The following is a 25,532-nucleotide window of genomic DNA, read 5'->3' on the forward strand; positions in this document are numbered from 1 at the left end:
CCGAAGACGGCCGGCTTCAGTTGATGGTCACCGGATCCCACTGCCCCGGGTAGCTGAAGGTGTTGCCCAGCGCCGTCGCCGCGGCGGGCGAGATCGCCGCCGTCCCGCCGACCAGCGTCGCGGTGGTGATCGGGTTGTTCTTCGCGCCGAGGTAGTAGGCGGTCGGCGCGGGCAGCGTCTTCGGGTCGGTCAGCAGGAGCGGCACGCCGCGGTGCGCGGCCATCGCGCCGCCGGAGAGCGCGTCCGGCCAGTTGGCGCCGGAGGCGACGACCACCGACGTGGGCAGGTACGCGAAGCGGGCGGCGACGGCCGTCGCGGTGCCGTAGCGGTCCGCGCCGAACAGCGGCGTGAAGTTCACCCAGTTGGTCCAGGACGGGAACGTGCTGTGTACCGCGGTCACGGCCTTGCCGCCGATGCCGTACATCTTCGTGGCGTTCGGGTCCAGGCTGGCCAGGTAGTCCCGGGTCGCCGGCGGGAGGGCCGCCCCGTTGCTGAGGACGACCACCGCGCCGTCGTGCGTGACGTCGCCGGGCTGCGGGGTCGGCGCGCCGGGAGCCGGCGTCTGCGCCGCGATGCCCAGCGCCCCGGCCGTGGCCCCGGCGGCCAGCGCGTCGGGGAAGTCGACGCCGGTGGCGATCAGGACGCTGGAGGGCGGCCCGTTCGGGGAGATGGCGCGGGCGATGTTCACGGCGGTGCCGAAGCGGTCGATGCCGGCGACGCGATGGGGCACGAACCCGTTGGCCGCGATCGCGTGCTCCACCGCCGGGGACAGCGCTTGCGTCCCGCCGAGCAGGTACACCGTCGAGCCCGGGTACAGGATCCGGTGCAGTTCGTTCATGGTGGCCGGGTTCATCGCCTTGGTGCCGGTGAGCAGCAGCGGTCCGCCGGCCTGCGCGGCCAGCGCCGAGCCGCCGAGGGCGTCGGCGAAGGTGTCGTCGCGGCTGAGGACCGCGGACTTGGCCTGGTCGTGGCCCGCGTTCCCGCAGCCGTGGCAGTCGAAGGTGCGCACGCTGGCCAGGACCGCCGTCTGGTCGCGGTCGTAGCCGGCCAGGCGCTCGACCGTGGCCCGGCTGGCCTGGCCGACGTCGAACCAGTCGGTGTCGATGTTGATCGTGACGCCGCCGTAGGTCTCGTCGTGTCCGCCCTGCGTCTGGTGCACGCGCTGGTGGTTGGCCCACTGGGAGGACTGCACGTTGGGGTCGGCGGTGGTGTTCGTGCTGTTCCACGCGGCGATGTCGAGGACGTCGGGGGAGCTGGCGCCGTAGGCCGCCGACTGGTCCTTGATCCCGGTGCTGGAGCTGGAGTACCAGCCGGAGCGGAAGCCGTCGCGGTGCAGTTCCTGGGTCCAGCCCTGCGAGTAGGAGATGACCAGCTGTGTGTAGCTGGAGTCGTAGTTCTCCATGTCGTCATAGATGACCGAGGCGGGCGGGAAGTTCAGGCCGTGCGCCAGGGTCGCCGCGTCGTCGGCCTCGGAGGAGCCGAGCTGGAACGCGGTGGCCGGGGTGAGGTTCGTGAAGTCGCTCTGGGTGTTGCCGCCCGCGTCCTTGTACTCGGCCTGGCTCCCGACGTAGAGCGGCAGGAAGCGCCAGCCGTTCGCGGCCTGGCGGCCGACCCAGTCCTTGGTGAGGTTCGCGGTGTTCTGCGGCTTGCAGCCCGGCGCGTAACGCAGTCCCCCGAGATAGATCCCGATGGCGCGGTACGGCGACTGCAGCCAGGCGTCCATCGAGGCGTTGTCCGGGGCCCAGCACGGGTCGAAGCCGGAGCCGGAGTAGACCGTGCTCGGCACCGCCTCCGGCGTCGGTGGGCTCGCGGTCGCGGTGAGCAGCCACGTGGCCAGCCCCGCCATGGCCAGAGCGGCCGCACAGACCGCCGCCGTGACCCGCTTGGGCCACCGATGGAACAACGCCGACACCTAACCCACCCCACCCTTTTTTACTTCTGCGAAGCAGACGGCGCGGACTCGGACGAGCCCGCGCCGCTTGTCTCGATCGCGGCCCCTCGGGCCTCAGACCGTCGGGTTCGACGGGTAGTCGACCCCGCCGGTCGCCGCGATCAGACCGCCCACAACCTTGTCGACGCTTCCAGGTACCGCGACCGTTCCACCGAAGATCTCGGCGCGGTTGAACTGGCCGTTGTCCTGGCTCAGCCACTGCGCGGCGCCGGCCGGCACCCCGGCCTTCGGATTGACCAGCAGCAGCGGGCCGTTCTCGGTGCCCATCTCGGCACCGCCGGACAGCGCGTCGGCCCAGTTCATCCCGGTGGCCAGGCCGACCGCGTTGGCCGAGCCGAAGAAGTACCGTGCGACGAAGTACGAGGTCTCATACCGGTCCAGGCCGGACAGGCCCAGGAACGAGCCGGCCTGGTAGCCGGCCGGGATCCAGTGCGAACCCAGCGCCGTGGTGGCCTGGCCGCCGATGCTGTCCAGCTCGATGAAGTTCGCCGGCTTCGAGCGGTCCGGGTTCAGGTTGGTGCGGGCCAGCAGCGGAGCCAGGTAGTCCGTGGTCGGCTGCGCCATCACCTTGTCGTTCGTGAGCAGCACGACCGCGTTCTTGCCCTGATGCGCGTTGATCGCGCCGGCCGCGGCACCGGCGGACAGCGGGTCGGCGAAACCCTCGCCGGTGGCCACCAGGACGTAGTCCGGGGCGACGCCCGGACCGGTGATGGTGTTCGCGATCGCCACCGCGGTCGAGAAGCGGTCCTGACCGGCGACCCGCTGAACGTGGTAGTGCAGCGCGCTCAGCGCGTTCGCCACGGCCGGGGACAGCGCCTGGACGCCGCCGAGCACGTACACGGTCTTGGCACCGTCGCCGGGGCCGAGCACGCGCTGGATCTCCGCCTTCACGCCCCCGTCGAGGCCGGCGGTCGGGGTCAGCAGCAGCGGGCCGCCGACCTTCGCGGCCAGCGCCGAGCCGCCGAGTGCGTCGGCGAACTGGTCGGAGCGGCTGAGAACGACCGCCTTGGCCGCGGCGCCCTGGGAGTTGTTGGCGCCCGCGGTAGCCCAGTGCGACTGGGAGACCTTGATGGCGGTGCCCAGACGGTCGGCGCCGGCGATGCGTTCCACATGGTCGCGGACCGTCGGCTCGAAGGCCGGCAGGCCGACGACCTTGGTGCCCGGAACGACCTCGGTGTAGGCGGCGCTCTTGGCGGCGGCGGCCGGGACCGACATGGTGTCGACGTCCTTGCCGGTGCCGTCCAGAGCCTGGAACACCAGGCCGGAGCCGTCCGGTGTCCACACCGGGTTCTCGAAGGCGCCGCCGTTGGTCACCTGGTTCAGGGTGGCGGCGGGGTTGCTGAGGGCGATCGTGTAGATGTTGTTGCCGGCGTTGGCCGGGGTCGGCGTCGCGGCGACGAAGGCCACGTGCGTGCCGTCCGCCGAGATCGACGGGTCCCAGCCGGTGGCGATCAGCACCGGCGTCGAGGCCGCCTGCGAGCGGTCCCACAGGTAGATCTGCGAGGCTTTGCCGGGCGTGTTGACCTGGTACACCAGCAGCGAGCCGACCGAGTCCGGGTGCAGCAGGTCGCTGCCGGCCAGGGCCTGCAGGTTCTGGACGGCCGGGATACCGCCGTCGCCTGCGATGCCGTTGCCCTGAGCCCACTTCAGGACGGCGTTGCCGGTGCCGGGGGCCTTCTCCGACCACGCGACCTTGGACCCGCCGTCGATCCACGTCAGGTGGCTGCGGACCGTCCCGTTCGGCGGGACGGGGGCGACCATCTGCGTCGCTCCGCCCGGGACGCCGGCCATGATCGCGCCGGTGGTGGTGTCCACCCACGCGGCCCGCGCGCCGGTCGGGGCCCACGCGAGGTCCCGCATCTGCGGGGCGAAGCCCAGTGCGTACTTGGTCCCGGTGACGGCGGCGGCCTTGGCCGGCGCCGAGGAGCTGCCGCCGGAGAACGTGAGGGTCGCGGTGCCGTTCGGGCTGGGCGTGGTGGCGTTCGCAGCCGGGGCGATGAGTCCGGCCGCCGCGGCCACCGAGGTGGCTATGGTCGCGGTCAGCGCCAGCGGCCGGCGCGAAGCAGAGTCAGACATGAATTGGCTCCTTGGCCTGTCGTCAGCGCGGCGCTGCACCCGGCGTATGGGCGCATCCCGAAATGCGCGGGCATGCCGCGGTGACGAGGTTAGGCCACATGAGCGAATGCGGTCCCTGATCCGGTGCCGGTACGTAGGCGAATTCATATTTACGCCCCGGACAGATTCTCCGATTTGCGGCCAACCGTGGGTTCAGGTTCTGATGGGACGCATGACGCATCCTGGGACAGCCGTGGCCGAGCCGCTCTCAGGGCTCACTTCGGCCCAGGTCGAGCAACGCGTCGCGGCCGGCGAGGTGAACGACGTCCCGTCGAAGACCTCGCGCTCGATGTCCGAGATCGTGCGTTCGAACGTCTTCACGCCGTTCAACGCGATCATCGGCACGCTGTTCGTGATCGAGCTGGCCGTCGGGCCGATCCAGGACGCGCTGTTCGGGTTCGTCATCGTCGCCAACTCCGCGATCGGCATCCTGCAGGAGTGGCGCGCCAAGCAGACCCTGGACTCGCTGGCGGTGGTCGGCGAGGCCCGGCCCCGGGTTCTGCGCGACGGTGCCGAGCAGGAGATCGAGGCCGCGCGGATCGTGCTCGGCGACGTGATCGTGCTCGGTCCGGGCGACCGCGTGGTGGTGGACGGCACGGTGGCGCGCGCCGACGCCCTGGAGGTCGACGAGTCGCTGCTCACCGGCGAGTCCGACCCGGTGCTCAAGCGCGTCGGCGACCCGGTGATGTCCGGCTCCTTCGTGGCCGCCGGCTCCGGGGCCTTCGAGGCCACCAAGGTCGGGCACCAGGCCTACGCCGCCAAGCTGGCCGAGGAGGCGCAGAAGTTCACCCTGGTCGACTCCGAGCTGCGCACCGGTATCAACAGCATCCTGAAGTACATGACCCTGCTGATGGTCCCGGCCGGGATCCTGCAGGTGGTGACCCAGCTGAACCGGGCCGGCGGGGTCCGCTCCGGGATCAGCCGCACCATCGCCGGGCTGGTGCCGATGGTCCCGGAGGGCCTGGTGCTGCTGACCTCGGTGGCGTTCGCGGCCGGGGTGATCCGGCTGGGCCAGAAGAACTGCCTGGTACAGGAGCTGCCGGCGATCGAGGGGCTGGCTCGGGTCGACACGGTGTGTTTGGACAAGACCGGGACGCTGACCGAGGGCGGGATGGCGTTCGACGCGATCGAGGAGCTGCCGGGCGCCGGTGGTACGGCGAGTGCGGCCAGCGCGGGCGGCGTGACCGGAGCGGCCGGCGCGTCGGCGTCCGTGTCCGGCGCCGACGTGCCGACCGTTCTGGCCGCCCTCGGTGCGGCCGAGGAGCGCCCGAACGCCACGATGCAGGCGGTCATGGAGCGGTTCCCGGGACCGGCGGCCGGCTGGACCGCCGCGCAGGTCGCGCCGTTCTCGTCGGCCCGCAAGTGGTCCGGCGTCACCTTCGCCGACGGCTTGGGCACCTGGCTGCTCGGCGCGCCCGACGTCCTGGGCCGCGGCACCCCGGCCGCCGACCAGGCGGAGAAGCTCGGCGCCACCGGTCTGCGGGTCCTGATGCTGGCCCGCGCCGAGGGCCCGGTGGACTCGGTGGTCGAGGGCTCGATCACCCCGGTCGCGCTGATCACGCTGCGCCAGCGCGTCCGCTCCGACGCCCGCTCCACGCTGGAGTACTTCGAGAAGCAGAGCGTCGCGCTGAAGGTGATCTCCGGAGACAACGCCGTGTCGGTCGGCGCGGTCGCGGCCTCCCTGAAGCTGCCCGGCGCGACCGATCCGATGGACGCGCGCACGCTCCCCGAGGGCGACGCCGCCGCGTTCGCCGAGGACGTCGCCGACCACACCGTCTTCGGCCGGGTCACCCCGCAGCAGAAGCGCGAGATGGTCAAGGCGCTCCAGTCGCGGGGGCACACCGTGGCCATGACCGGCGACGGCGTGAACGACGTGCTGGCCCTGAAGGACGCCGACATCGGCGTCGCGATGGGCTCCGGCGCCGGGGCCACCAAGGCGGTCGCGCAGATCGTGCTGCTGGACGACCGCTTCGCCACCCTGCCGGAGGTGGTCGCCGAGGGCCGGCGGGTGATCGGCAACATCGAGCGGGTCGCCAACCTGTTCCTGGTGAAGTCGGTCTACTCGTTCGTGCTGGTGATCCTGGTCGGCATCTTCCAGCTCGAATATCCCTTCCTGCCTCGGCACACCACGCTGATCGCGGCGCTGACCATCGGGATCCCGGCGTTCTTCCTGGCGCTGGCGCCGAACTACGAGCGAGCCAAGCCCGGCTTCGTGCGTCGGGTGCTGCGCTTCGCGATCCCGGCCGGTCTGGTCGCCGGGATCGAGGTGTTCGTCGCGTACTGGGTGGCGCGCGGCGAGACGGACGCCCTGGGGGAGGCTCAGACCACTGCGATGATCTCGCTGTTCGCGTGCAGCCTGTACATCGTGCAGATGGTGGCGCGGCCGATCGTCTGGTGGAAGGTCGTGCTCATCGCGTCGATGGCCGGTTTGTTCGTGCTCTGCGTCGCGCTGCCGTACGGTCGGCACTTCTTCGATCTGCACTTCGGACCGTGGTACCAGTGGACCACCGGTCTGGCGATCGCCGCCGTGGCGTGCGTCGCGCTGGAAGTGCTGTGGCGCTATTTGAGCGCGCACAGCAAGAGTGCGGCGACGGAGCCTGCCGAAGCCGGCTAGCCGCCGCTACCCGTCTGTCACACCTTGCCTCAGCTGCAGCCCGCGGCCTTCAACACCGTCGGGTTGACGCCCGGGGTGATGCCGGCCAGCTGGCACAGCGTGGAGTCCGAGACCTGCCAGTGCCCCGACGCCGAGTCGTAGACCGCGTCGCCGGTGGCGTGCGGCAGCGCCGGCTGGCCGTTGAGCAGGATGGCGAAGTCGACCTTGGCGTGCGTGGGGCTGTCGAACGTCACGGTGTTCACCTGGATCGAGGACTTCTCGCCGGCGGCCGCCGCGGCCAGCGCCGTGAGCAGCGCCTGGACCTGGGCGGCGTTCTGCACCATCGACCCCTTGGTGGCGGCGTCGATGCTGTTGTCGAAGAACTTGTTGTACGCGTCCTTCACCTGCTGGGTGGCGCCCGCGACGTCGGCGGGCTGACCTCCGGACGCGGAGCTGGAGGAACTGGACGAGCTGCTGGAGCTGGACGAACTGGACGAGCTGCTGGAACTGGAACTGCTCGAACCTCCGGTGGAGGTGCTGCTACCGCTCGCCGACGGCGAGGACTTGCTGGAGGAACAGCCGGCGGCGAGGAGTGCCGCGACGGCGAGGGTTGCGCCGGTGCGAACGAGCGATGTGCGTCGAGATGTCACGGAGGATCACGCTCCTGAAGAGTATTCCCGGCCTCTTCCACCTGACATACCATCATCTCCAGTAAGGGTCCACAGACACACCCGCCTCACTGATGTCGACGGAGGAAGGTGTCCCACCTATGTCCCGCCTCGATGATCTTGACCGGCGGACGCGCATGGCGCTCGGCGGGGCCGTCGGCTTCGTCGGGATCCTGCTGTTGGTCCTCGGCTGGTATCTGATATCCGGCGAGGCGATCGCGGCGAAGCAACTGCCGTATCTGGCCTCTGCTTCGATACCCGGCGCGGTCCTGGTGGTCTGCGGATTCGTCCTCGCGGTGTCCGGAACCACGGACCCTGACACGGCCCGCCGGATCGCCGAACTGCACGCGCTGCTGACCGAGGCCGTGGACGACGGCGCCGCCGGGACCGAGGAGTAGGCGCGCGATGTTCTACGCCGGTCTCGCGCTGAACGGACTGGCGATCGGGTGCGTGGCGGCGCTGGCCGCGGTGGGGTTGCTGGCCACGTATCGGGTGACCGGCGTGTTCAACATCGCCTTCGGATCCAACGCGGTGTTCTGCGCCTACGTCATGTGGCAGTGCGTGCGGGTGTGGCGCATGCCGGTAGCCGTGGCCGCCCTGGTGGTGCTGGGGATCGTCGCTCCGGGCGTCGGGTTGGTGTTGGAGCGGCTGGTGTACCGGCCGTTGCGACGCAGCGGCGCGTCCGGCCTGTTGGTGGCGACGCTCGGAGTGCTGGTGCTCCAGCTCGGACTCGTTTTCCTTCTGTGGGGCGGGCGTTCGTACGTCGACGCGCCGTCGTTGCTCCCCGCCGGATCGGTGAGGCTGCCGGGCGCGTTGACCCTCCCCTACGCGACCATCGTCGAGCTCTGCGTCGTGGCGCTGATCGCCGTGCTGCTGACTTTTCTGCTGCGTGCCACCCGGGTCGGGCTGATGGTGCGGGCCGTGGTGGACGACCGCGACCTGGCCGCCGCCCTGGTGCCCGCCGACCGGCTCGCCGCCGGGGGTTGGGCCTTCGGTTCGTTCCTGGCCGGCGTCGCGGGGGTGCTGTGGGCGCCGATCTACCACCTGGACCCGTACAGCCTGACGCTGACCGTGCTGGAGACGATGGGCGTCGCGGTGCTGGCCCGGCTGACGTCGCTGCCGGTCGCGGTGCTGGCGGCGCTGGCGATCGGGATCGGGCAGACCGAGCTGACCGCGGTGCATCCGCCGGTGCGCTGGCAGGGGCTGGTGGACGCCTTTCACACGAACCTGTTCGTACTGGTGCTGTTCGCGGCGCTGATGGTGGTGCCCCGCCTGGGGATCCGGGACTCGGGGCCAGTCGGTGGGGGACTGCACCGGGTGGGCGCGCGCCGGACTTCGAACCCTGACGCGATCAGCCGGCTGCCGCTGGGCGCGCTGTCTTTGGTGCTGGCGCTGCCGCTGTTCTTCGACCCGGCGGATCTGCGGGCCTCGCTGGCGGTGCCGGCGCTCGCGGTGGTGTTCGTCTCGCTGGTGGTCGCCACCGGGTACGCCGGCCAGATCTCGTTGGGGCAGGCCGGGTACGCCGGACTCGGGGCGCTGTTCATGGCCAAGCTGGCCGGAGCCGGGGTGCCGTGGCTGCTGGCGCTGTTCGTCGGACCATTGCTGGTAGTGCCGTTGGGCTGGCTGACCGGATACCCCGCGATCCACCGCCGCGGCCTCTACCTCGCGCTGACCACCTTCGCCACAGCGGCGGTGGTAGCGCGGTTCGTGTTCGCGCAGCCGGTGTTCGTCGGCGGACTGGTGGTCTCGCGTCCTGCGGGCTTCACCGACGACCACTGGTTCTACGGCCTCGAACTCGCCTGCCTACTGCTCGCACTGCTGCTGGTCCGCTCGCTGCACACCGGCCCGCTGGGGCGCGCGCTGGTGGCGTTGCGGGATTCGGAGGCGGCAGCCGTCTCGGCGGGCATCGATGTGCGGCGCATGAAGGTGTTCGTGTTCGCCTGCGCGGCCGGACTGGCCGGGCTCGGCGGCGCGCTGACGACCTCCGCCGCGCAGGCGTTCAACCCCACGGACTTCGATCCGGTGCAGGGCCTGGTGTGGTTCGCCGCGGTCGCGGTGTGGGGCGTGGACTCGGCGCTGGGCGCGGTGGTCGGGGCCGCGGCGCTGGTGGCGGTGGACGTCGGGACGGTGGTGGGGGTCTCGGGGCTGCTGATCGGTATCGGGGCGGTGCTGCTGGGGCGCTTCCCGGGCGGGATCGGCGCGGCGGTGCGGCGTGCGGGGGACTGGCTGGCGCGGCCGCGGGAGCGTGCGGTGAGCCGGCGGCTGAGCCCGGCCGGACGCGCGGCGGCGGCGCGGGTGCGGGAGCGGCGGGTGTCATGAGCGGGTTCCTGGGCGGCGGGCTGGAGATCAGGGGGCTGCGGCGGCGGTTCGGCGGCGTGACCGCGGTCGACGACGCGGACCTGGACGTGCCCGCCGGCGCGGTGACGGCGCTGATCGGGCCGAACGGGGCCGGGAAGACGACGCTGTTCCACTGCGTCACCGGCTTGGACACGGCGGATGCCGGGACGGTGACGCTCGTCGGCGCCGCTTCCGATGGCTCCGACTCAGCTTCCTCACGCTTGGCTCTCAGTGGGCTGCCACCGCATGCCCGAGCCCGCGCCGGCGTCGCCTGGACCTTCCAGCGCATCGAGCTGTTCGCCGGCCTCACCGTCGCCGAGAACATCCGGGTCGGCGCCGAGAACCGCCGCGGCCGTCCGCTGCTGGCGGGGCTGCTCGGCCTGCCCGACCCCCGCCGGGACGCCTTGCAGGTCACCGCCGCCGCTGTCCTCGACCGCCTCGGCCTCGCCGCGCTCGCCGACGTTCCCGCCGGCTCCCTCCCCACCGGCACAATGCGGCTGGTCGAAGTCGGCCGGGCGCTCGCCGCGGAACCCGCCGCGCTGCTGCTCGACGAGCCCGCGTCCGGCCTCGACGACCACCAGATCGCCCGCCTCGCCGAGGTGCTGCGCGCCCTCGCCGCCGACGGCCTCGCGATCCTGCTCGTGGAGCACGACATGCGCTTCGTCACGGCCGTCGCCGACCGCGCGTACCTCATGGTCGCCGGGCGTGTGCTGCTCTCCGGCAGTCCCGCCGAGGTGTTCGCCTCCGATGTGGCGCGCGAGATTTACGTCGGTGAGTCCTGAGATGCTCACCCTCGACGCGCTGCGCGTCCGCTACGGCCCTCTGGAGGCGTTGCACGGCGTCAGCCTCACCGTCGTGCAGGGCGAGGTGACCGCGGTCCTGGGTCGCAACGGCGCCGGTAAGTCCACGCTGCTGCGCGCGGTCGCCGGCTACCTACGTGCGTCCTCCGGCCGGATCCGTTGGCAGGGCTCTGACATCACCCGCGCGACCGTCGGACGTCGCGCCGCCGCCGGGGTGATGCTGATCCCCGACGAGGGCGGGGTGTTCCGGACCCTGACGGTGCGCGAGAACCTGGAGTTGTTCGCCGCAGGACGCGACCTCACTCCGGCCTTCGACGCGTTCCCCGACCTCAGCACCCTGTCGCGCCGCCGCGTCGCCCTGCTGTCCGGCGGCGAACAGCAAATGCTCGCCCTTTCCCGCGCACTCCTCGCGCCCTGGCGGCTGCTCCTGGTCGACGAACTCTCGCACGGCCTGGCGCCGGTCCTGGCGACCCGCCTCTACGACGTTCTCGCAGCCCTGGCCGCTGCCCACCCCGACCGTGCCGTCGTCCTGGCCGAACCCGACCCCCGCGAAGCCCTCGCCCTCGCCGACCGCGTCCACGTCCTGCGCCGCGGCGAACTGGCCGCGACGGGTTCCCCCACCGACTTCGACCCGGCTACCTTGTGACCATGGACGCGCCCACGGAGCTCTTCGACCCCGCCCGCGACCCCCGAGCCGACCTCGCCGACGCCCGCAGAGCCGCGGCCGCCGACGGCAAGGACATCCTGCTGGCCCTCGGCGCCCGCTGGTGCCCGGACTGCACCGCCTTCGAGGACTGGACCCGCGACCCCGAAGTAGCGGAGCTCCTGGCGCAGAAGTACCACCTGGTCACCGTCAGCGTCGGCACCGACCGAGGCCAACGCGACCAGAACAGCGACATCGACGCCGACTTCAACCACCCCATCGCCGGCGGCATACCGTCCCTGTCGGTCCTCAACCCCGAGGGCAAGATCCGCTTCGACTCCGCCGACGGCGAGTTCGCCCGCGCCCGGAGGATGAAGCCGGCGGACCTGCTGGACTTCCTGAAATACGGGCGCTGACAATCAGATTAGGCCGAACAGGTGATTGAAAGACATTCGCCTGCGGTGACCGACTGGCTACGCTGAACTTATGGAGTCAGATCGAGTACCACCGGAAAGTTGGTCTCCCGTGAGCGTCGCCTTTGTGGAGTACCCCCCGTTCCCGGACTCGCCGTTTGCGATGTGGCTCAACGGCGAGCTCGAGGAGTATCTCGGCCTGCCGGAGGGCTCTCGCGTCGAGATCATCGAGGGGGACATCGTCGTGTCGCCTGCGCCGCGCTTCGATCACAACAAGATCGCTACGCTCATCAACAATGCCTTCGCGATCGCATTGGCATCCGACCCAGCCTTCCCATGGGAGACGGTGGTCGGTACCGGAGTCGGTGAGCCTTCCAGCAGAGGCTGGATTCCCGACGTGGCAGTGATGGATCGGGCACGCTCTGCCGAGGCTACCGCAGCGCGTGTGGCCATCATCGGGCCGTCGGACATGGTGATGGCCGTCGAAGTCACGTCGCCGTCCAACGCAGACCATGATCGGGAGCCGGGCCCTCAGCACCGGCAGAAGAACGGGAACCGGATCAAAACCAAGTGGGCCGACTACGCCTCCGCCGGCGTCGAGTACTACCTGCTGGTCGACCGTGATCCACGCGTGGTGCGCACGACGCTCTACTTCGATCCGAATCCGGAAACGAGCCGCTACGAATCCGCCATCGCCTGGGATTTCGGGCAGCCCATCATTCTCCCGCAGCCGTTCGGACTGACTATCGACACGTCCAATTGGATGGATTGGTCCGGGCCGAACGACTAAGCCCCGTACAACCGCTGCATCGCGTAAGCCGTCATCTGCTCGATCGCCTTCGCGTCGAACACGATCCGGTGCTCCCCCTCGATGTCCAGCACGATCCCGTACCCGGTGGGCAGCAGGTCCAGGACCTCGCCGCCGGTCACCGTGAAGTACCGCGACTCCTCGCCGGAGTACGCCCGCAGCTCCGTGAGCGAGCTGAACATCGGGATCACCGGCTCCGGGGTGTCGTGCAGCGCCAGGAAGCCCGGCTGCTCGCCGCGCGGGCAGTAGATCTTCGCGCTGTTGAACACCGTGTAGAAGTCCTCCGGGCCCATCACGCCGCCGGCGAACGCGCGGATGGCGTCGCTCAGGGCGGCGTTGGCCACCTGGGACGGCGGGGGCTCCTGGGGATAGCCGTACACGTCATGAGAGCCTACCCGGCGCTTCGGGGGCAGTGCACGGCGCTCGCGTGATCCACCTCACCACCGTGGGTGGCGAATAGGGCGGGGTGCGGGCTTGCCACTAGTTACCAGTGGGTAGCATCCTGGGGAGAGCATATTACTCACCAGTACGACCGGAACGTAAACCCTGAGCCGGTCCGGGACAGCGGGAGCCTACGGCGATGAGCCACTACAAGTCGAACCTGCGCGACATCGAGTTCAACCTCTTCGAGGTGTTCGGGCGCGGCGAGGTCTACGGGACCGGCGAGTACGCCGACATGGACGTCGACACCGCCAAGTCGATCCTGGCTGAGGTCGAGCGGCTGGCCGTGGACGAGTTGGCGCCGAGCCTGCTCGACTCCGACCGCAACCCGCCGATCTTCTACCCGGACACCAACTCGGCCACGCTGCCCGAGAGCTTCAAGCGCTCCTACAAGCAGTTCATGGACGCCGAGTGGTGGCGGCTGGGCCTGCCGGTCGAGCTCGGCGGCACCCCGACCCCGCGCACGCTGCGCTGGTCGGTGGCCGAACTGGTGCTGGGCGCGAACCCGGCGATCTGGATGTACTCCTCCGGCGCCGACTTCGCGACCGTGGTCTGGAACCTGGGCACCGAGGAGCAGCGCAAGGTCGCGCGCTGCATGGTCGAGGGCCAGTGGGGCTCCACCATGGTGCTCACCGAGCCGGACGCCGGCTCCGACGTGGGCGCCGGCCGCACCAAGGCGGTCCAGCAGGCCGACGGCACCTGGCACATCGACGGTGTGAAGCGGTTCATCACCTCCGGTGAGCACGACCTCAGCGACAACATCATCCACCTGGTGCTGGCCCGCCCCGAGGGCGCCGGCCCCGGCACCAAGGGCCTGTCGCTGTTCATCGTGCCGAAGTTCGACTTCGACTGGGAGACCGGCGAGCTCGGCGAGCGAAACGGCGCCTTCGTCACCAACGTCGAGCACAAGATGGGCCTGAAGGCCTCCACCACCTGCGAGGTCACCTTCGGCCAGGCCGGCGTCCCGGCCAAGGGCTGGCTGCTCGGCGAGGTGCACGACGGCATCGCGCAGATGTTCAACATCATCGAGTTCGCGCGCATGATGGTCGGCACCAAGGCCATCTCCACGCTGTCCACCGGCTACCTGAACGCGCTGGAGTACGCCAAGGAGCGCGTGCAGGGCGCGGACCTGACCACCCCGGGCAAGGACGCCCCGCGCGTGACCATCACGCACCACGCGGACGTGCGTCGCTCGCTGATGACGCAGAAGGCCTACGTCGAGGGCATGCGCTCCCTGGTGCTGTACACCGCGACCTTCCAGGATGCGATCGAGCAGGCCCGCGCCGCCGGCACCGAGGACAAGGACGCGGTGCGCATGAACGACCTGCTGCTGCCGATCGTCAAGGGCTACGGCTCGGAGAAGTCCTACGAGCAGCTGGCGCAGGCGCTGCAGATCTTCGGCGGCTCCGGCTTCCTGCAGGAGTACCCGCTGGAGCAGTACATCCGCGACGCCAAGATCGACTCGCTGTACGAGGGCACCACCGCGATCCAGTCGCTGGACCTGTTCTTCCGCAAGATCGTGAAGGACGGCGGCGTCGCGCTCACCGGCCTGAACGACCAGATCTCCGCGTTCCTGGCCGGCGACCCGGGCGGTGCGGACCTGGCCCGCGAGCGCCAGCTGCTGGCCGTCGCCCAGGGCGAGGTCGGCGCGATGCTCAAGGCGATGCTGGACAAGGCCGGCGAGTCGCTGTCCGACCCGCGGCAGCTGCACATCGTCGCGCAGAACACCGTGCGCTTCCTGTTCGCGCTCGGCGACGTGGTCGTCTCCTGGCTGCTGCTGCGCGGCGCCACCGTCGCGCAGGCGGCGCTGGCCGACGGCGCGGCCGGCCGGGACGTGGCGTTCTACACCGGCAAGATCGCGGCGGCGAAGTTCTTCGCCCGCAACATGCTGCCGCTGCTGGCCGGTCAGCGCGCGATCGTCGAGGCGACCGACAACTCGCTGATGGACGTGCCGGAGGAGGCCTTCTAAGCCTCTTCGCATTTCACGGAGTCGCCCCTACTCTGCGCCACTATGGCGAGGGCAGGGGCGATTCTGCGTATCGCGGTGCGGACGGTCGGCGAGCTGCTGGTCACCTTCTCCGCACTGCTGGCACTGTTCATCGTGTATCAGCTCTATTACACGAACGTGGTCGGTCGGCACGACATGACCCACGAAGTGAACGCCATGCACAAGCAGTGGACGGCCACAGCGCCCGCGCACCCGGCTGCCCCCCTGCCCCGCGGACAGTCCGCCCCGGTGGTGGCCCCGCCTCCGGCCCCGGTGCTGCGCAACGGCGACAACGTCGCGATCCTGCACATCCCGCGCCTGGGATCCGGCGTGGACGACACCGGCATCCCAGTCCTGGAAGGCGTCGGGCTGGACGTCCTGAACAAGGCCACCGGCCACTACCCGGGCACCGCGCTGCCCGGCCAGGTCGGCAACTTCGCGGTGGCCGGCCACCGCAAGACGCACGGCGAGCCGTTCCGCCACCTCGACGAGATGCGCGCCGGCGACTTGGTCTACGTGGAGACCGCGCAGGACTGGTACACCTACCGGATCGACGCCGATCCGGTGATAGTCCAACCCACCGATCTCGCGGTGGTGGACCCGGTGCCCGGCGAGCCCGGGGTCCAACCGACGCAGGATCTCATGACCCTGACAACCTGCAATCCCTGGTGGTCCTCCACGCAGCGGATGATCGTGACCGGCCGTCTGATCGCCACCCGCCCTCGCGCGTAGAGGTCTGACGATCCGTCAGATGGCTATTGACACTCCATCAGATTCCTCCATCAATGGCTAGGCAGTTCGATCTGTCGTTCGATGTCAGGAGGCATCCATGGGTCGTCAACACGCGCCTGGAAAGCGCGTTACCGAGCGGGTCGCAGCGGTGGGAGGCGCCGTCACGGTCGCCGTGGCGGCGCTGGCGGTATTCGCACCGAGCGCCAGTGCGGACACGGTGGACGTCGGGTACGGGAGCTGTACCAGCAGCAACTCGGCGCTGTCCGCGCCGCCGCCGAACTACACCTCGCAGGTGACGCTGAAGACTCAGAGTTCTTCGTTCCAGGTCGGTAAGCCGATCACCATCACCTGGCACTATTCGATCTCCACCGCCCCGGGGCCACTCGGTATCCCGATAGCGAACGTGGCCACCGCGAAGGCGGAGATCGTCGTCGGCGGCGCGGCGAGCTCGTCGATCACCGCCGGACCGTCGGCCACCTTCCCGTCGGCCGTCGTCCCGGCCGGGAAGACGTTCCAGATCCCCGACATGACCGCGACGTTCACGGCCAAGGCGCCCGGGACCTACACCTTCACGCCCGGCGACAACGAGCAGGACATCGCGCAGCCGCCCCTCACCATCGGGTGTAAGGCCTCTGCGCCCGGTGCCGCCTTGACGATCACCGTCACCCCGGCGACCGGCGGCGGCGCGAGCTCGTCGTCGAGCCCTTCCACGACCTCGACCGGCAGCAGCGCCGCGACCGGCAGCTCGTCGACGTCGTCCACCGGGGTCCTGCCGCACACCGGCTTCGACGGCCGCTGGCTGGCCGGCGGAGTGGTGCTGGCGGCCGCGCTCGGCGGCACGAGCCTGTACGCCACCCGCCGACGGCGCGGAAGCCACGGCTGAACCGGGGCGCGGTGTCACCGAAAAACCCTGATTCACCCGCTATCCGCGGCCGCCGGCCGCTCGGCGTTCGAACGTGCGTATTGACTTCGCGTCCGAGCTGACCGTGAATATCTGACGCTCCATCAGAACCGGTGTACGACAACCCACCCCTGCGGGCCGCCGGCCCGTGGGTTTGTCACCCCCTCACAGAAGAGAGGGCACCACCAGTGAGACAAGGGTTCGGATCAAGACACAGGACAAGACCCGGCCGGGCCATAGCCCTGGCCGGCACCCTCGCCGTGGCGCTGGCCACCGCGACGGCCCTGGCGCCGATCGCCGAGGCCGGAACCACGACCGTGAACTTCGGCAGCTGCACCAGCAGCAACCCGGCGCTCGCGGCACCGCCGCCGAACTACAGCAGCCAGGTCACCCTGACCCCCTCGGCGAGTTCCGTCGCCGTCGGGTCGCCGGTCACCATCACCTGGCACTACTCGCTGTCGACGGCTCCCTCTCCGGGTATCCCGATCGCCAACGCGGCCACCGCGAAGGCGCAGATCCTGGTCGGCGGAGCGGCCAGCAGCACGATCACGGCCGGACCCTCGGCGGCGTTCCCGCCGGCGCCGGTCGCCACCGGCGGGACGTTCCAGATCCCGGACTTCACCGCCACCTTCACCCCGACGACGGCCGGCACGTACACGTTCACGCCCGGGAACAACGAGCAGGACGTGGCCCAGTTCGGCATCGTCATCCAGTGCACGGCCAGCGGCGCGAGCGCGGCGGCCACGGTCACCGCGACCAACGCCTCGGCCTCCGTGGGCAGCGCCTACGTGCGGCCCGGCGGCACGGTGAGCTTCACCGGGGCCGGCTGGATCGCCGGGGAGACGGTCACCCCGTCGTTCACCGACAGCGCGGGTACCGCGACCGCGGGCACGGCGATAACCGTCCCGGCGGGCGGCGCGATCTCCGGCTCCCTCGGGGTTCCCGCGGCGGCTGCCACCGGGGCCGGCTCGCTGGTCCTGACCGGTAGCACCAGCGGTGCGGTCCCGACCGCGATCACCGTGCTGGGCGCGCCGACGCTGGGCGCGTCGCCGTCGTCCGGCGGCCCGGGCACCGTCGTCGGCCTGTCCGGCGGCAACTGGGATCCCGGCGCGACCGTGGCGGTCAGCGGGGTGGACGCGTCCAACAACCCCGTCGGCAGCCCCGCGACGCTGACCGCGGACGCCTCCGGACACCTGTCCGGCAGCTACACGGTCCCCAGCACCGCGATCGCCGCCATCGGCGCCGCGGAACTGGTCGGCGGCGCGCCGAGCACGACCCTGCGCGCGGCGGCGGCGTTCACCTTCGCCGGCAACTCCTGCTCCGCTGACGCGGCCGGCGCGGCCGTCTCCGCCACCGGCACCTGCTCGGTACCGCAGAGCGCGAACGTGGTCGTCACCGGCGGGCCGTTGCAGATGACGGAGAACACCGGCGCGGTGGCCTTCCCGGGCGTGACCCTGAACGGCACCGCGCACACCCAGGCCGGAACGCTCCAGCAGGTCGACGTCCAGGACTTCCGCGGCACCACCAACGGATGGGTCCTGAACGCCACGATGTCGAACCTGGCGCTGACCGGCGGGCCGTACGCCAACAGCGGCGCCGCGCCGATCCCGGCGGGCAACGTGTCGGTCGCCGGTCTGAAGTGCGCCGGCAACCCAGCCGGATCCCCGCCGTACCCGTCGACCCCGACGGCCGGCTCCGGCGGCGCGCTGAGCACCACCACGGCGGTCACGCTGTGCTCGCAGGCGGCAGGCGGGACCAACCCGCCGACCGTCACCGGCGGCGACTTCCTGATCGACGGTGGGCTGAGTCTGACGGTCCCCGCGTACGTCCTGCAGGGCACCTACACAGGCACGGTCACCATCACCTTGCAGTGACGTGAGCGGCTTCCGGTGGGGCGAGGTCCATTCGCCCCACCGGAAGCCACAGCCATGAGTACCACACCGGCCGACTTGCCGAGGAGATCGCTGTGGAGAACACCGTGGTCCAGCACAGTTTCCGTAGTCGTGCAGCGGCCGTGCTCCTGGCTGTCGCGTTCCTCGCCGGTGTCTCCATCGCCTTCGGGAGCGGAAGCGCCAGAGCGGACAGCGGGTCCTGGTCGGTGCAGCCCGCGCCGAAGCCGGGTTCGCCGGCCGGCGCGCGCCAGTACTTCATCCTGGAGGGCCGGCCGGGCAGCACTCTGCAGGACGGTCTCGCGGTGTCCAACTACACCGACCACCCGATCACCTACTACGTGTACGGCGCAGACGGCTACAACACCCCGAAGGACGGCCAGTTCGCGCTGCGGGACCACGGGTACCCGATGACCGGCGTCGGTTCGTGGGTGCGCACCGCGTTCCCCACCATCACCGTTCCAGCGCGTACTTCCACTGTCGTGCCGATCTCTATAGCGATTCCTCGGAACGCCTCCCCCGGTGATCACGTCGGCGGCGTTTCCGGCATGGACACCGCTGTGGAGAGCGTGCAGCAACAGGGCAACGTCCGGGTCGGCATCAAGCGGGTCGTCGCAGCGCGGCTCTATGTGCATGTCGACGGTCCCGCAGTCGGCGGTCTGACGGTCACCAACCTGAAAGTCTCCGGATCCGCACCTTTCCCCGCCTATGTGAGTGACAGTGACGGGACGGTTACTGCGACGGTCACTAATAGCGGCAACTTGCTGGAGTCCCCGAAAGCGCATCTCCATGCGACGGGAATCTTCGGGACGCTGATAGACCGGACGGTTCAGCTTCCGCAGATCCTGCCGGGACAGAGCGTCGATTTCTCACAGGTGTGGAAGAACATCCCGCCCTTTGAGATCGGAACTCTGCATCTCGATGTCACCGACGAGTCCGCTTCTCCACCGGTGACATCGACGGCGGCGGTCGCGGTGACCCTGATTCCCTGGTTCACGCTGCTGGTCGTCGTGCTCGTGGTGCTGGCGCTGCTGGTGGCGCTGGTGTTCTGGCGGCGGCGTCGAAGCCCCCTGCCGATCAGGCCCCGGCGCGAGCCCGAGCCGTCGAAGGCTGCGGCGCCCTGATGCGCGGGTCGGCCGCGTCCGCCGCGGCGCTTCTGCTGGCCGTCGGCCTCACGATGCCCGCCATGTCCGCCGCACACGCCACCGCCGCCGACGGCCCCGCCCTCATGCTGTCCAAGAGCACGGCGAAGCTGGGGGAGTACATCAGCGTGACCGGCACCGGGTTCCCCGCAGGGGCTCGGCTGCAGGTGGAGATATGCGGCATCGGGGGAACGTCGAACTCTTGCGCCATCGCGACCGCGGTCATCGCGACGACAGACCCCGCCGGCGGGTTCCACCAGGCGCTGCCGGTGGTGGAGCCGCCGACCCCGTGCCCCTGCACGGTGCACGCGGCACCGTTCGACGGCACCGCCGCCGACCCCGTGGACGCCGCGATCAGCATCCCCGGCCTGCGCTATCTGCCGCAGGCGGCGCCGCCCCAGGTCGGCACGGCGAAGCTGATGGACGCCACGGCCGTCGGCGACTCGCCGTTCCCGGCCCAGCTCGGGGCGGACGGCTCGGCGCGGGTCACGGTGACCTTCGCGAACCTCGGCGGCGGACCGGCGCCGGACCCCGGCGTGGTGCTGACGGTGTCGCGCGGGGCCAAAGAGGTCGGCCGCTACCCCGTGGCGTGGACCGGCGGTGACCTGGCCGTCGGCGGTCGCCGGACGCTGACCTGCGAGCTGGCGCTGCCCGGCGGCTGGTTCCGGGACTACGAGATCGGAGTCGCGATCGGCGCGCCCGGGAACCCGGTCACCGTCCGTACCCTGTCAGCGGCCGTACGGCCCTGGGGCGAGCTCGTAGCGCCTTCCGCACTCCTTCTGGGGGTGCTGTGCCTCTTGGCGGTCCGCAGGCGCGGTGCGGCCGTCCCAGAGCCCTTCCCGGGGCCGTCGCCGCTGGAACCGCCGACGCCGGCGATGGTGCTCCCGACCCCAGAGCTCGAAAACGCGACGGCTGAGACGCCTGAGATTCCTGAGAACGAATCCTCATAGCGGCCCGGCCGCCAGCCATGCCTCAGCGCAGCCGTTCGGCCAGCTCCCGTGCCACGGACGCCGCGCGTACCCCGTAGTCGGACCCGTACAGCGCCGCGTGGACCAGCAGCGGATGCAGCTGGTGCAGCGGCACCCGCTCCTGCCAGCCGTCGGCCAGCGGGTGCACCTCGTCGTAGGACGCGATGATCCGGTCCAGATACGGCGGCGGGAACAGCGCCAGCATCGCCAGGTCGGTCTCGCGGTGGCCGCCGTGCGCCGCCGGGTCGATGAACCAGCCCTCGCCCCGGCCGTCCCACAGGATGTTGCCGCTCCAGGCGTCGCCGTGGATCCGCGAGGGCCGTTCCTCCTCGCCGGCCAGGAAGTCGATGCGGGTGCAGACCTCCTCGATCACCTGTGCGCCCTCGGCGTCGAGGTGGCCGCGGTCGCGGGCCAGGCGCACGTAGGGGAGCACCCGGCGCTCGACGTAGAAGGTGGCCCAGTCGTCGTCGCCGCCGTTGTCCAACGGCAGGACCGCGATGTAGCCGGGCCACTCGGCGCCGAAGCTGTGCGCGCCGCGGGCGTGCAGGGAGGCCAGCCGGCGGCCGAACTCCTCGGCGCCGTCGGGGGTCGGCCGGCCCGGGGCGATCCACGAGGTGACCAGGATGTCCTCGGCCACGCCCAGGACCTCGGGGACCCGCACGCCGCCGGAGGCGCCGTCCTCGCCGACCGCCTCGCGCAGCCAGCGCAGGCCCGCGGCCTCGGCGTCGAAGTACCCGGGCCCCGCCACCTTCTCGGCGTGCTCCAGCGTCTTCACGAACGCCGCGCCGCCGGTGAAGAACTGTATGCGGTACGTCTTCCCGAAGGAGCCGCCTCCAACTGCGGCCACGCCGAGCACGGCCCTGTTCAGCAGGGCGGCCACGCGGTCCGCGACAGTACTCGCCATATGGCGATCGTAGCCGCAGGTGAGCCCCCCGGACGTAGCCCGCCACCACCGTTTTCGCGCCCGCCGGGCGGTTTCTCAGCGCTTGACGTCGTCCGGGAGCATCGCGTGCAGCGCGATGGAGACCACGCTGATGACGAGTGCGCCGATCAGCGCCGACAGCAGGCCGTCGACGTGGAACCGCACGTCGTAGTGCTCGCAGATCTTCGAGGTGAGCAACAGCATGAGCGCGTTGATCACGAAGGTGATCAGTCCCAGGGTCAGGATGAACAACCCGAACGTCGCGATCTGCACCAGTGGTTTCACCAAAGTGTTCACCGCGGCGAAGATGACTGCCACGATGAGGACGGTGAGCACCTTCTCCCTGGTGGCGTTCTGGGCGTTGGGGTCGACCACGATCTTCACGCCGGACACCACCAGCGTGGTGACCCACAGGGCGACACCGTTGATACCGATCTTCAGCAGCAGCTTCTTCACCGCGGCATGCTCGCACGGTCCCATATCGCGAGTCGAGGGCTTGACACGGAGCCGTTCTTCATCAAGAACAGAACATGAAAGCCACATCGTCCGGACCCGTTCGGACACCCTCCGCGTTCCTTGATGCGCTCACTGTGGCGTAAGAGGACTTCGAGGGGACTCGCGGGCCTTGCCGAGGTCACAGCTTTCTAAGAAATCGACCACCGGTGCTCCACACATTCCCGTGTACCCGTACTCTGGCAAGCAGACGGTGACTGGATTCCGTCATCGTCCACTGATGTCGCCTGATCGGCGGATGCAGAAGGCTGGTTTCACGCCTGGCTATCAGGGTCGGTATCCCACGAACGGCCCTGAATTGGTTCATGAAGGGTTTTGCCGGATATGCTCACACCATGACTGCGGTGGAACAGCGGCTCGGCCACAAGGTCAAGAGCCTCGAACAGGAACTCAGCGGGGCCAAGGACGCCGTGCTTCGGCCGATGGGCGTGACGGTCCCCCAGTACACGGCCCTGCTCGTCATCAATGACGAGCCCGGCATCAGTGGAGCGGAGTTGGCCCGGCGATGCCTGGTCACCCCCCAGACCATGACCACGGTCCTGGGCAACCTGACCCTCAAGGGGTACATCGAGCGCCGCTCGGTGCCCGGCCAGGGTCGTGCCATGGAGACCACGATCACCACTGCCGGCAAGCGGATCCTGGCCAGGGCCGACAAGGAGGTGCTGGCCGTCGAGAAGACGCTGGCCGGCACCATGGCCGTCAAGGACCAGGCGACGTTCGCCAAGCTGCTGGACCAGGCGCGTGCCCCCTTCACCAAGGAGGAGGCCGCTCCGAAGCCGGTGAAGCGGGCGGTGCGGACCACGGCGAAGAAGACGGCGAAGAAGGCTCCCGCCAAGAAGACCGCGGCGGCCAAGGCCGCTCCGGCCAAGAAGGCGGCGGCCAAGAAGACCGTGAAGAAGGCGGCCGCGAAGAAGACCGCCAAGAAGACGGCCAAGAAGACCGCGCGCTGAGCCACCTGGCTCTCCCGCGGCGACAATCGGCAAGATCCCTGCTAGTAGGGCCCGGCGCGCAGGCGCCGGGCCCGAAGGATTGCAGGGGTCTTTTTTCGTGCCCGAAGGCCGCCGGACACCCGTCGCACGGGCACGCACATCAGTGCACTGTTCGCACATCAGCACATTGAGCCACTCCGGCCCCGGGTATCTCAACATCCTCAAAAGCACTTCGCGCGACTTCCGCCCCACGCGCCCCATCGGCCCCACGGTCGTCCCGGCCCGGCGAAACCGCTGCGAAGGTCGCTTGCCAACGCGACATATCGCGTGGTTACCTGGGAACTAGAAGCGTAGGCCACGACGTTGAGTGGTACAGGACCTTCGGTTCTGGAGAGAAACGACAAGACAAGGTGGGGTCGCAATGCCCTTCTGGCTCAAGTGGATCGCACTACCGATCGCGGGCATCGTGGTCAGTTTCTGGATCATCAGCGCGATCGTGGGCTTCATCCTGCACGGCATCGTGACCCTGGTCATCGCGGCCGCCGTCGTCGGCGCGCTGTACTGGGGATACCACAAGGTCATGATGGAGATTCCGGCCTACCGCCGGAAGAAGCTGCGGGACAAGCAGCGCAAGGGCCTGTACTAGGAGAGCCGCCGGCGCCGGCCGGCGGATGAGGCGGGGATCCGGTGTCGCGGTCGGCTGGTCCGCCGCGACCCGTGTGACGGACGTGACGAGCGTTGCTCCTGGGCTTGCCGGGATTCGGGGATATCCCTGAGGCCGGTGGGAGCCCATGGAACTGGTGAGACCCGCGTACGCGGGTCTCACTGTCGTTCCTTCCCCCTGGCAGGGCTTTTACTCCCCGCCGATCGCCGGGCTCCCGGGCGGTGTGTTTCGCGGCCTTCCCGGCGTCCGCTACACCCGAACCAGTGCACTGCGACGGGCCCGGCGGAAGGAATCCGCCGGGCCCACCCCCGTTTCGCGCCGCGCTACTCTGCGCGGGTCTGTGTGGCCTCGACGGCCGGGACGGTCTCGGTGATCTCGACCGCCTCCTTCTGAGCAGGCTTCTTCGCCACGGCGGCCTTCCCGTTCTGGTCGCCCATCGTGGCCAGCATCTGGCGCGCCAGGCCGAGGCCGGTGCCGCCCATCGTCAGGGCTTTGCCGAAGACGTCGGTGACGCCGTCGGCGCCGTTGAGCAGCACCATGTGCTCGACGTTCTCGAAGGACTTGGCGCCCGCCTCGACCACCAGCGGCAGCTGCGCGACCAGCTGCTGGTTGATGACCGCGTCCTGGTGCTCGGCCAGCGCCTCGCCCCGGGCCTTGATCGCCTCGGCCTCGGCCAGGCCCAGCGCCTTGGCGGCGTCGGCCTCGGCCAGACCGCGGGCCCGGACCGCCTCGGCGTTCGCCGCGCCCTCGGCCTTGCGGGCGTCCGCGTTCGCCAGACCCTCGGCCCGGCGGGATTCGGCGTCGGCCAGACCGCGGGCCTGACGGGCTTCGGCCTCGGCCAGCCCCTCGGCCTTGCGCGCTTCGGCGTCGGCCAGGCCGCGGGCCCGGCGCGCCGCGGCGTCGGCGAGGGCCTGTGCCTGGGCGGCGTCCGCGGAGGCCTGCCCCAGCGAGCGCTTGGCCTGCGACTCCGCCTCGGCCGCCGCCTTGACCCGGTGCGCCTCGGCCAGCGCCCGCAGCTCGGTCTCCTTGGCCTCCGCCTCCGCCTCGTGGATCTTCGCCTCGCGCTCGGCCTGGGCCAGCGTGACGGTCTCGTAGGCCTTGGCGTCCGCGGGCTTGCGGACCTCGACCTGCAGCTGCTGCTCCTTGCGCTGGGCTTCCAGCTCGGCGACGCGGGTCTCCTGCACCACGACGTCCTGCCGGGCCCGGGCGTCGGCCAGCGGCCCGGCCTGCCGCGCGCGGGCCTGCGCCTCCTCCACCTCGGCCTGGTAGCCGGCCTGCTGGATGCTGGCCTTGCGCATCGCCTCGGCCTTGCGGGCGTTGGCCTCCGCCTCGGCCTCGGTGGCGCTCTGGTCGGCGGCGGCCTGCGCGATGCGGGCGTCCCGGCTGACCGCCGCGGCGTGCGGCGCGGCCAGGGCCTTGATATACCCGGTCGGGTCGTCGATCTCCTGGATCTGCAGCGAGTCGATGATCAGACCGAGCTTCTCCATCTCGGTGCCGCTGGTGGCGCGGGTCTGCTCGGTGAGCCGCTCGCGCTCCCGGATCATCTCCTCGACGGTCAGGTTGCCGACGATGGAGCGCAGATGCCCGGCGAAGATGTTGTGCACGCGCACCCCCATCTGCGCCTGCTGGTCCAGGAACCGCCGCGCGGCGTTGGCGATCGAGGCGTGGTCGTCCCCGACCTTGAAGATCACCACCCCCTTGACGTGCAACGGGATCCCCTGCCGGGTGACGCACTCGACTTCCAGCCCGGACTCGTTCAGGTCCAGCGACAACCGCCGCACCACCTGCACACCCGGCAGCACGAAGCTGCCGCCCCCGGTGACGATGCGAAAACCGAGCCCGTCCCCGCCGGCCCCCCGGTGCCGCCGCCCGGAGACGATCAGCGCCTGGTTCGGCTCGGCCACCCGCCACATGGCCTTGAAGAGGAATACGAGCACTGCGATGAGGAGTACGGCTCCCCCGATGACGTACGGAACGGCAGTAGGCACCGTTCACATCCTTCCCGTGTGGCCTCCGTACCCTGCGGAGTGCCAAGGGAAGTTCTACTCCCGGCGGAACCGCCGAAGAATGGCCCGGGCGTTTGCATCGCGCTTGCGTTTCTCACAGCACGCTCACA

22 protein-coding genes are annotated in these 25,532 nt (G+C 70.3%); 15 read left to right on the forward strand and 7 right to left on the reverse strand.

The features are described 5' to 3' along the window. Positions 1-16: 16 nt before the first annotated feature. Together ABH935_RS46340 and ABH935_RS46345 are read right to left on the reverse strand one after the other, a co-directional pair. A complete protein-coding gene (locus ABH935_RS46340; protein WP_370384395.1) occupies positions 17-1,912 on the reverse strand; it encodes a glycoside hydrolase domain-containing protein in 1,896 nt (631 codons plus the stop codon). Between the two features lie 93 nt (positions 1,913-2,005). Continuing rightward, complete coding sequence (locus ABH935_RS46345) at positions 2,006-4,027, reverse strand: cell wall-binding repeat-containing protein (protein WP_370384396.1); 2,022 nt, start codon at positions 4,025-4,027, stop codon at positions 2,006-2,008. Positions 4,028-4,238: 211 nt separating this feature from the next. On the opposite strand from ABH935_RS46345, the gene ABH935_RS46350 reads away from it, so the two are divergent. Then, positions 4,239-6,680: an HAD-IC family P-type ATPase gene (locus ABH935_RS46350; protein WP_370384397.1), complete on the forward strand. Its 2,442-nt coding sequence runs from the start codon at positions 4,239-4,241 to the stop codon at positions 6,678-6,680. Positions 6,681-6,709: 29 nt separating this feature from the next. Here the strand turns inward: ABH935_RS46350 and ABH935_RS46355 are convergent, their stop codons facing one another. Beyond that, the gene (locus tag ABH935_RS46355; protein ID WP_370384398.1) at positions 6,710-7,309 is read right to left on the reverse strand and encodes a hypothetical protein; all 600 of its coding nucleotides are present in this window, start codon (positions 7,307-7,309) and stop codon (positions 6,710-6,712) included. Between the two features lie 119 nt (positions 7,310-7,428). Between ABH935_RS46355 and ABH935_RS46360 the strand changes: the two genes are divergently transcribed. The 6 genes from ABH935_RS46360 to ABH935_RS46385 all read left to right on the forward strand — a co-directional run bounded on the left by ABH935_RS46360 (position 7,429) and on the right by ABH935_RS46385 (position 12,310). After that, positions 7,429-7,725 carry a hypothetical protein gene (locus ABH935_RS46360; RefSeq protein WP_370384399.1) on the forward strand — a complete coding sequence of 99 codons (297 nt, stop codon included), beginning with the start codon at positions 7,429-7,431 and terminating at the stop codon, positions 7,723-7,725. A gap of 7 nt (positions 7,726-7,732) precedes the next feature. Beyond that, positions 7,733-9,646: an ABC transporter permease gene (locus ABH935_RS46365; protein WP_370384400.1), complete on the forward strand. Its 1,914-nt coding sequence runs from the start codon at positions 7,733-7,735 to the stop codon at positions 9,644-9,646. Then, positions 9,643-10,446 carry an ABC transporter ATP-binding protein gene (locus ABH935_RS46370; protein ID WP_370384401.1) on the forward strand — a complete coding sequence of 268 codons (804 nt, stop codon included), beginning with the start codon at positions 9,643-9,645 and terminating at the stop codon, positions 10,444-10,446. The genes ABH935_RS46365 and ABH935_RS46370 overlap by 4 nt, the downstream gene beginning before the upstream one ends. Beyond that, the gene (locus ABH935_RS46375; RefSeq protein ID WP_370384402.1) at positions 10,436-11,110 is read left to right on the forward strand and encodes an ABC transporter ATP-binding protein; all 675 of its coding nucleotides are present in this window, start codon (positions 10,436-10,438) and stop codon (positions 11,108-11,110) included. The genes ABH935_RS46370 and ABH935_RS46375 overlap by 11 nt, the downstream gene beginning before the upstream one ends. Before the next feature lie 2 nt (positions 11,111-11,112). Beyond that, the gene (locus tag ABH935_RS46380; RefSeq protein ID WP_370384403.1) at positions 11,113-11,523 is read left to right on the forward strand and encodes a thioredoxin family protein; all 411 of its coding nucleotides are present in this window, start codon (positions 11,113-11,115) and stop codon (positions 11,521-11,523) included. A 109-nt stretch (positions 11,524-11,632) separates the two neighbouring features. Continuing rightward, a complete protein-coding gene (locus ABH935_RS46385; protein WP_370384404.1) occupies positions 11,633-12,310 on the forward strand; it encodes a Uma2 family endonuclease in 678 nt (225 codons plus the stop codon). Here the strand turns inward: ABH935_RS46385 and ABH935_RS46390 are convergent. Further along, positions 12,307-12,708, reverse strand: coding sequence for an SseB family protein (locus ABH935_RS46390; protein WP_194915594.1), 402 nt, complete (start codon positions 12,706-12,708; stop codon positions 12,307-12,309). The two genes, ABH935_RS46385 and ABH935_RS46390, sit on opposite strands and share 4 nt — an antisense overlap. A gap of 200 nt (positions 12,709-12,908) precedes the next feature. On the opposite strand from ABH935_RS46390, the gene ABH935_RS46395 reads away from it, so the two are divergent. The 6 genes from ABH935_RS46395 (at position 12,909) to ABH935_RS46420 (ending at position 20,370) form a co-directional block, all read left to right on the forward strand. Beyond that, positions 12,909-14,738, forward strand: a complete 1,830-nt coding sequence (locus tag ABH935_RS46395; protein ID WP_370384405.1) for an acyl-CoA dehydrogenase — start codon at positions 12,909-12,911, stop codon at positions 14,736-14,738. Positions 14,739-14,780: 42 nt separating this feature from the next. Beyond that, positions 14,781-15,488, forward strand: coding sequence for a class E sortase (locus tag ABH935_RS46400; RefSeq protein ID WP_370384406.1), 708 nt, complete (start codon positions 14,781-14,783; stop codon positions 15,486-15,488). Between the two features lie 97 nt (positions 15,489-15,585). Beyond that, a complete protein-coding gene (locus ABH935_RS46405) occupies positions 15,586-16,371 on the forward strand; it encodes a hypothetical protein (protein WP_370384407.1) in 786 nt (261 codons plus the stop codon). Positions 16,372-16,649: 278 nt separating this feature from the next. Beyond that, positions 16,650-18,263, forward strand: coding sequence for a hypothetical protein (locus ABH935_RS46410; protein WP_370384408.1), 1,614 nt, complete (start codon positions 16,650-16,652; stop codon positions 18,261-18,263). 92 nt (positions 18,264-18,355) lie between these two features. Further along, a complete protein-coding gene (locus ABH935_RS46415) occupies positions 18,356-19,402 on the forward strand; it encodes a hypothetical protein (RefSeq protein WP_370384409.1) in 1,047 nt (348 codons plus the stop codon). Positions 19,403-19,464: 62 nt separating this feature from the next. Further along, the gene (locus tag ABH935_RS46420) at positions 19,465-20,370 is read left to right on the forward strand and encodes a hypothetical protein (RefSeq protein WP_370384410.1); all 906 of its coding nucleotides are present in this window, start codon (positions 19,465-19,467) and stop codon (positions 20,368-20,370) included. A gap of 22 nt (positions 20,371-20,392) precedes the next feature. On the opposite strand, the gene ABH935_RS46425 is transcribed toward ABH935_RS46420, so the two are convergent. Then, positions 20,393-21,292 (reverse strand): fructosamine kinase family protein, encoded by a 900-nt coding sequence (locus ABH935_RS46425; RefSeq protein ID WP_370384411.1) that lies wholly within the window; start codon positions 21,290-21,292, stop codon positions 20,393-20,395. A 75-nt stretch (positions 21,293-21,367) separates the two neighbouring features. Then, positions 21,368-21,766, reverse strand: coding sequence for a phage holin family protein (locus ABH935_RS46430; RefSeq protein WP_370384412.1), 399 nt, complete (start codon positions 21,764-21,766; stop codon positions 21,368-21,370). A 392-nt stretch (positions 21,767-22,158) separates the two neighbouring features. Here ABH935_RS46430 and ABH935_RS46435 point away from each other — a divergent pair, with 392 nt between their 5' ends. After that, the gene (locus tag ABH935_RS46435) at positions 22,159-22,773 is read left to right on the forward strand and encodes a MarR family winged helix-turn-helix transcriptional regulator (protein WP_370345562.1); all 615 of its coding nucleotides are present in this window, start codon (positions 22,159-22,161) and stop codon (positions 22,771-22,773) included. A gap of 400 nt (positions 22,774-23,173) precedes the next feature. Then, positions 23,174-23,398, forward strand: coding sequence for a DUF5326 family protein (locus ABH935_RS46440; protein WP_194915604.1), 225 nt, complete (start codon positions 23,174-23,176; stop codon positions 23,396-23,398). A 341-nt stretch (positions 23,399-23,739) separates the two neighbouring features. On the opposite strand, the gene ABH935_RS46445 is transcribed toward ABH935_RS46440, so the two are convergent. After that, complete coding sequence (locus ABH935_RS46445; RefSeq protein WP_370384413.1) at positions 23,740-25,404, reverse strand: SPFH domain-containing protein; 1,665 nt, start codon at positions 25,402-25,404, stop codon at positions 23,740-23,742. Between the last annotated feature and the right edge of the window lie 128 nt (positions 25,405-25,532).

The sequence above is a fragment of the Catenulispora sp. GAS73 genome (assembly GCF_041262085.1).
In the GTDB taxonomy this organism is placed as follows: domain Bacteria; phylum Actinomycetota; class Actinomycetes; order Streptomycetales; family Catenulisporaceae; genus Catenulispora.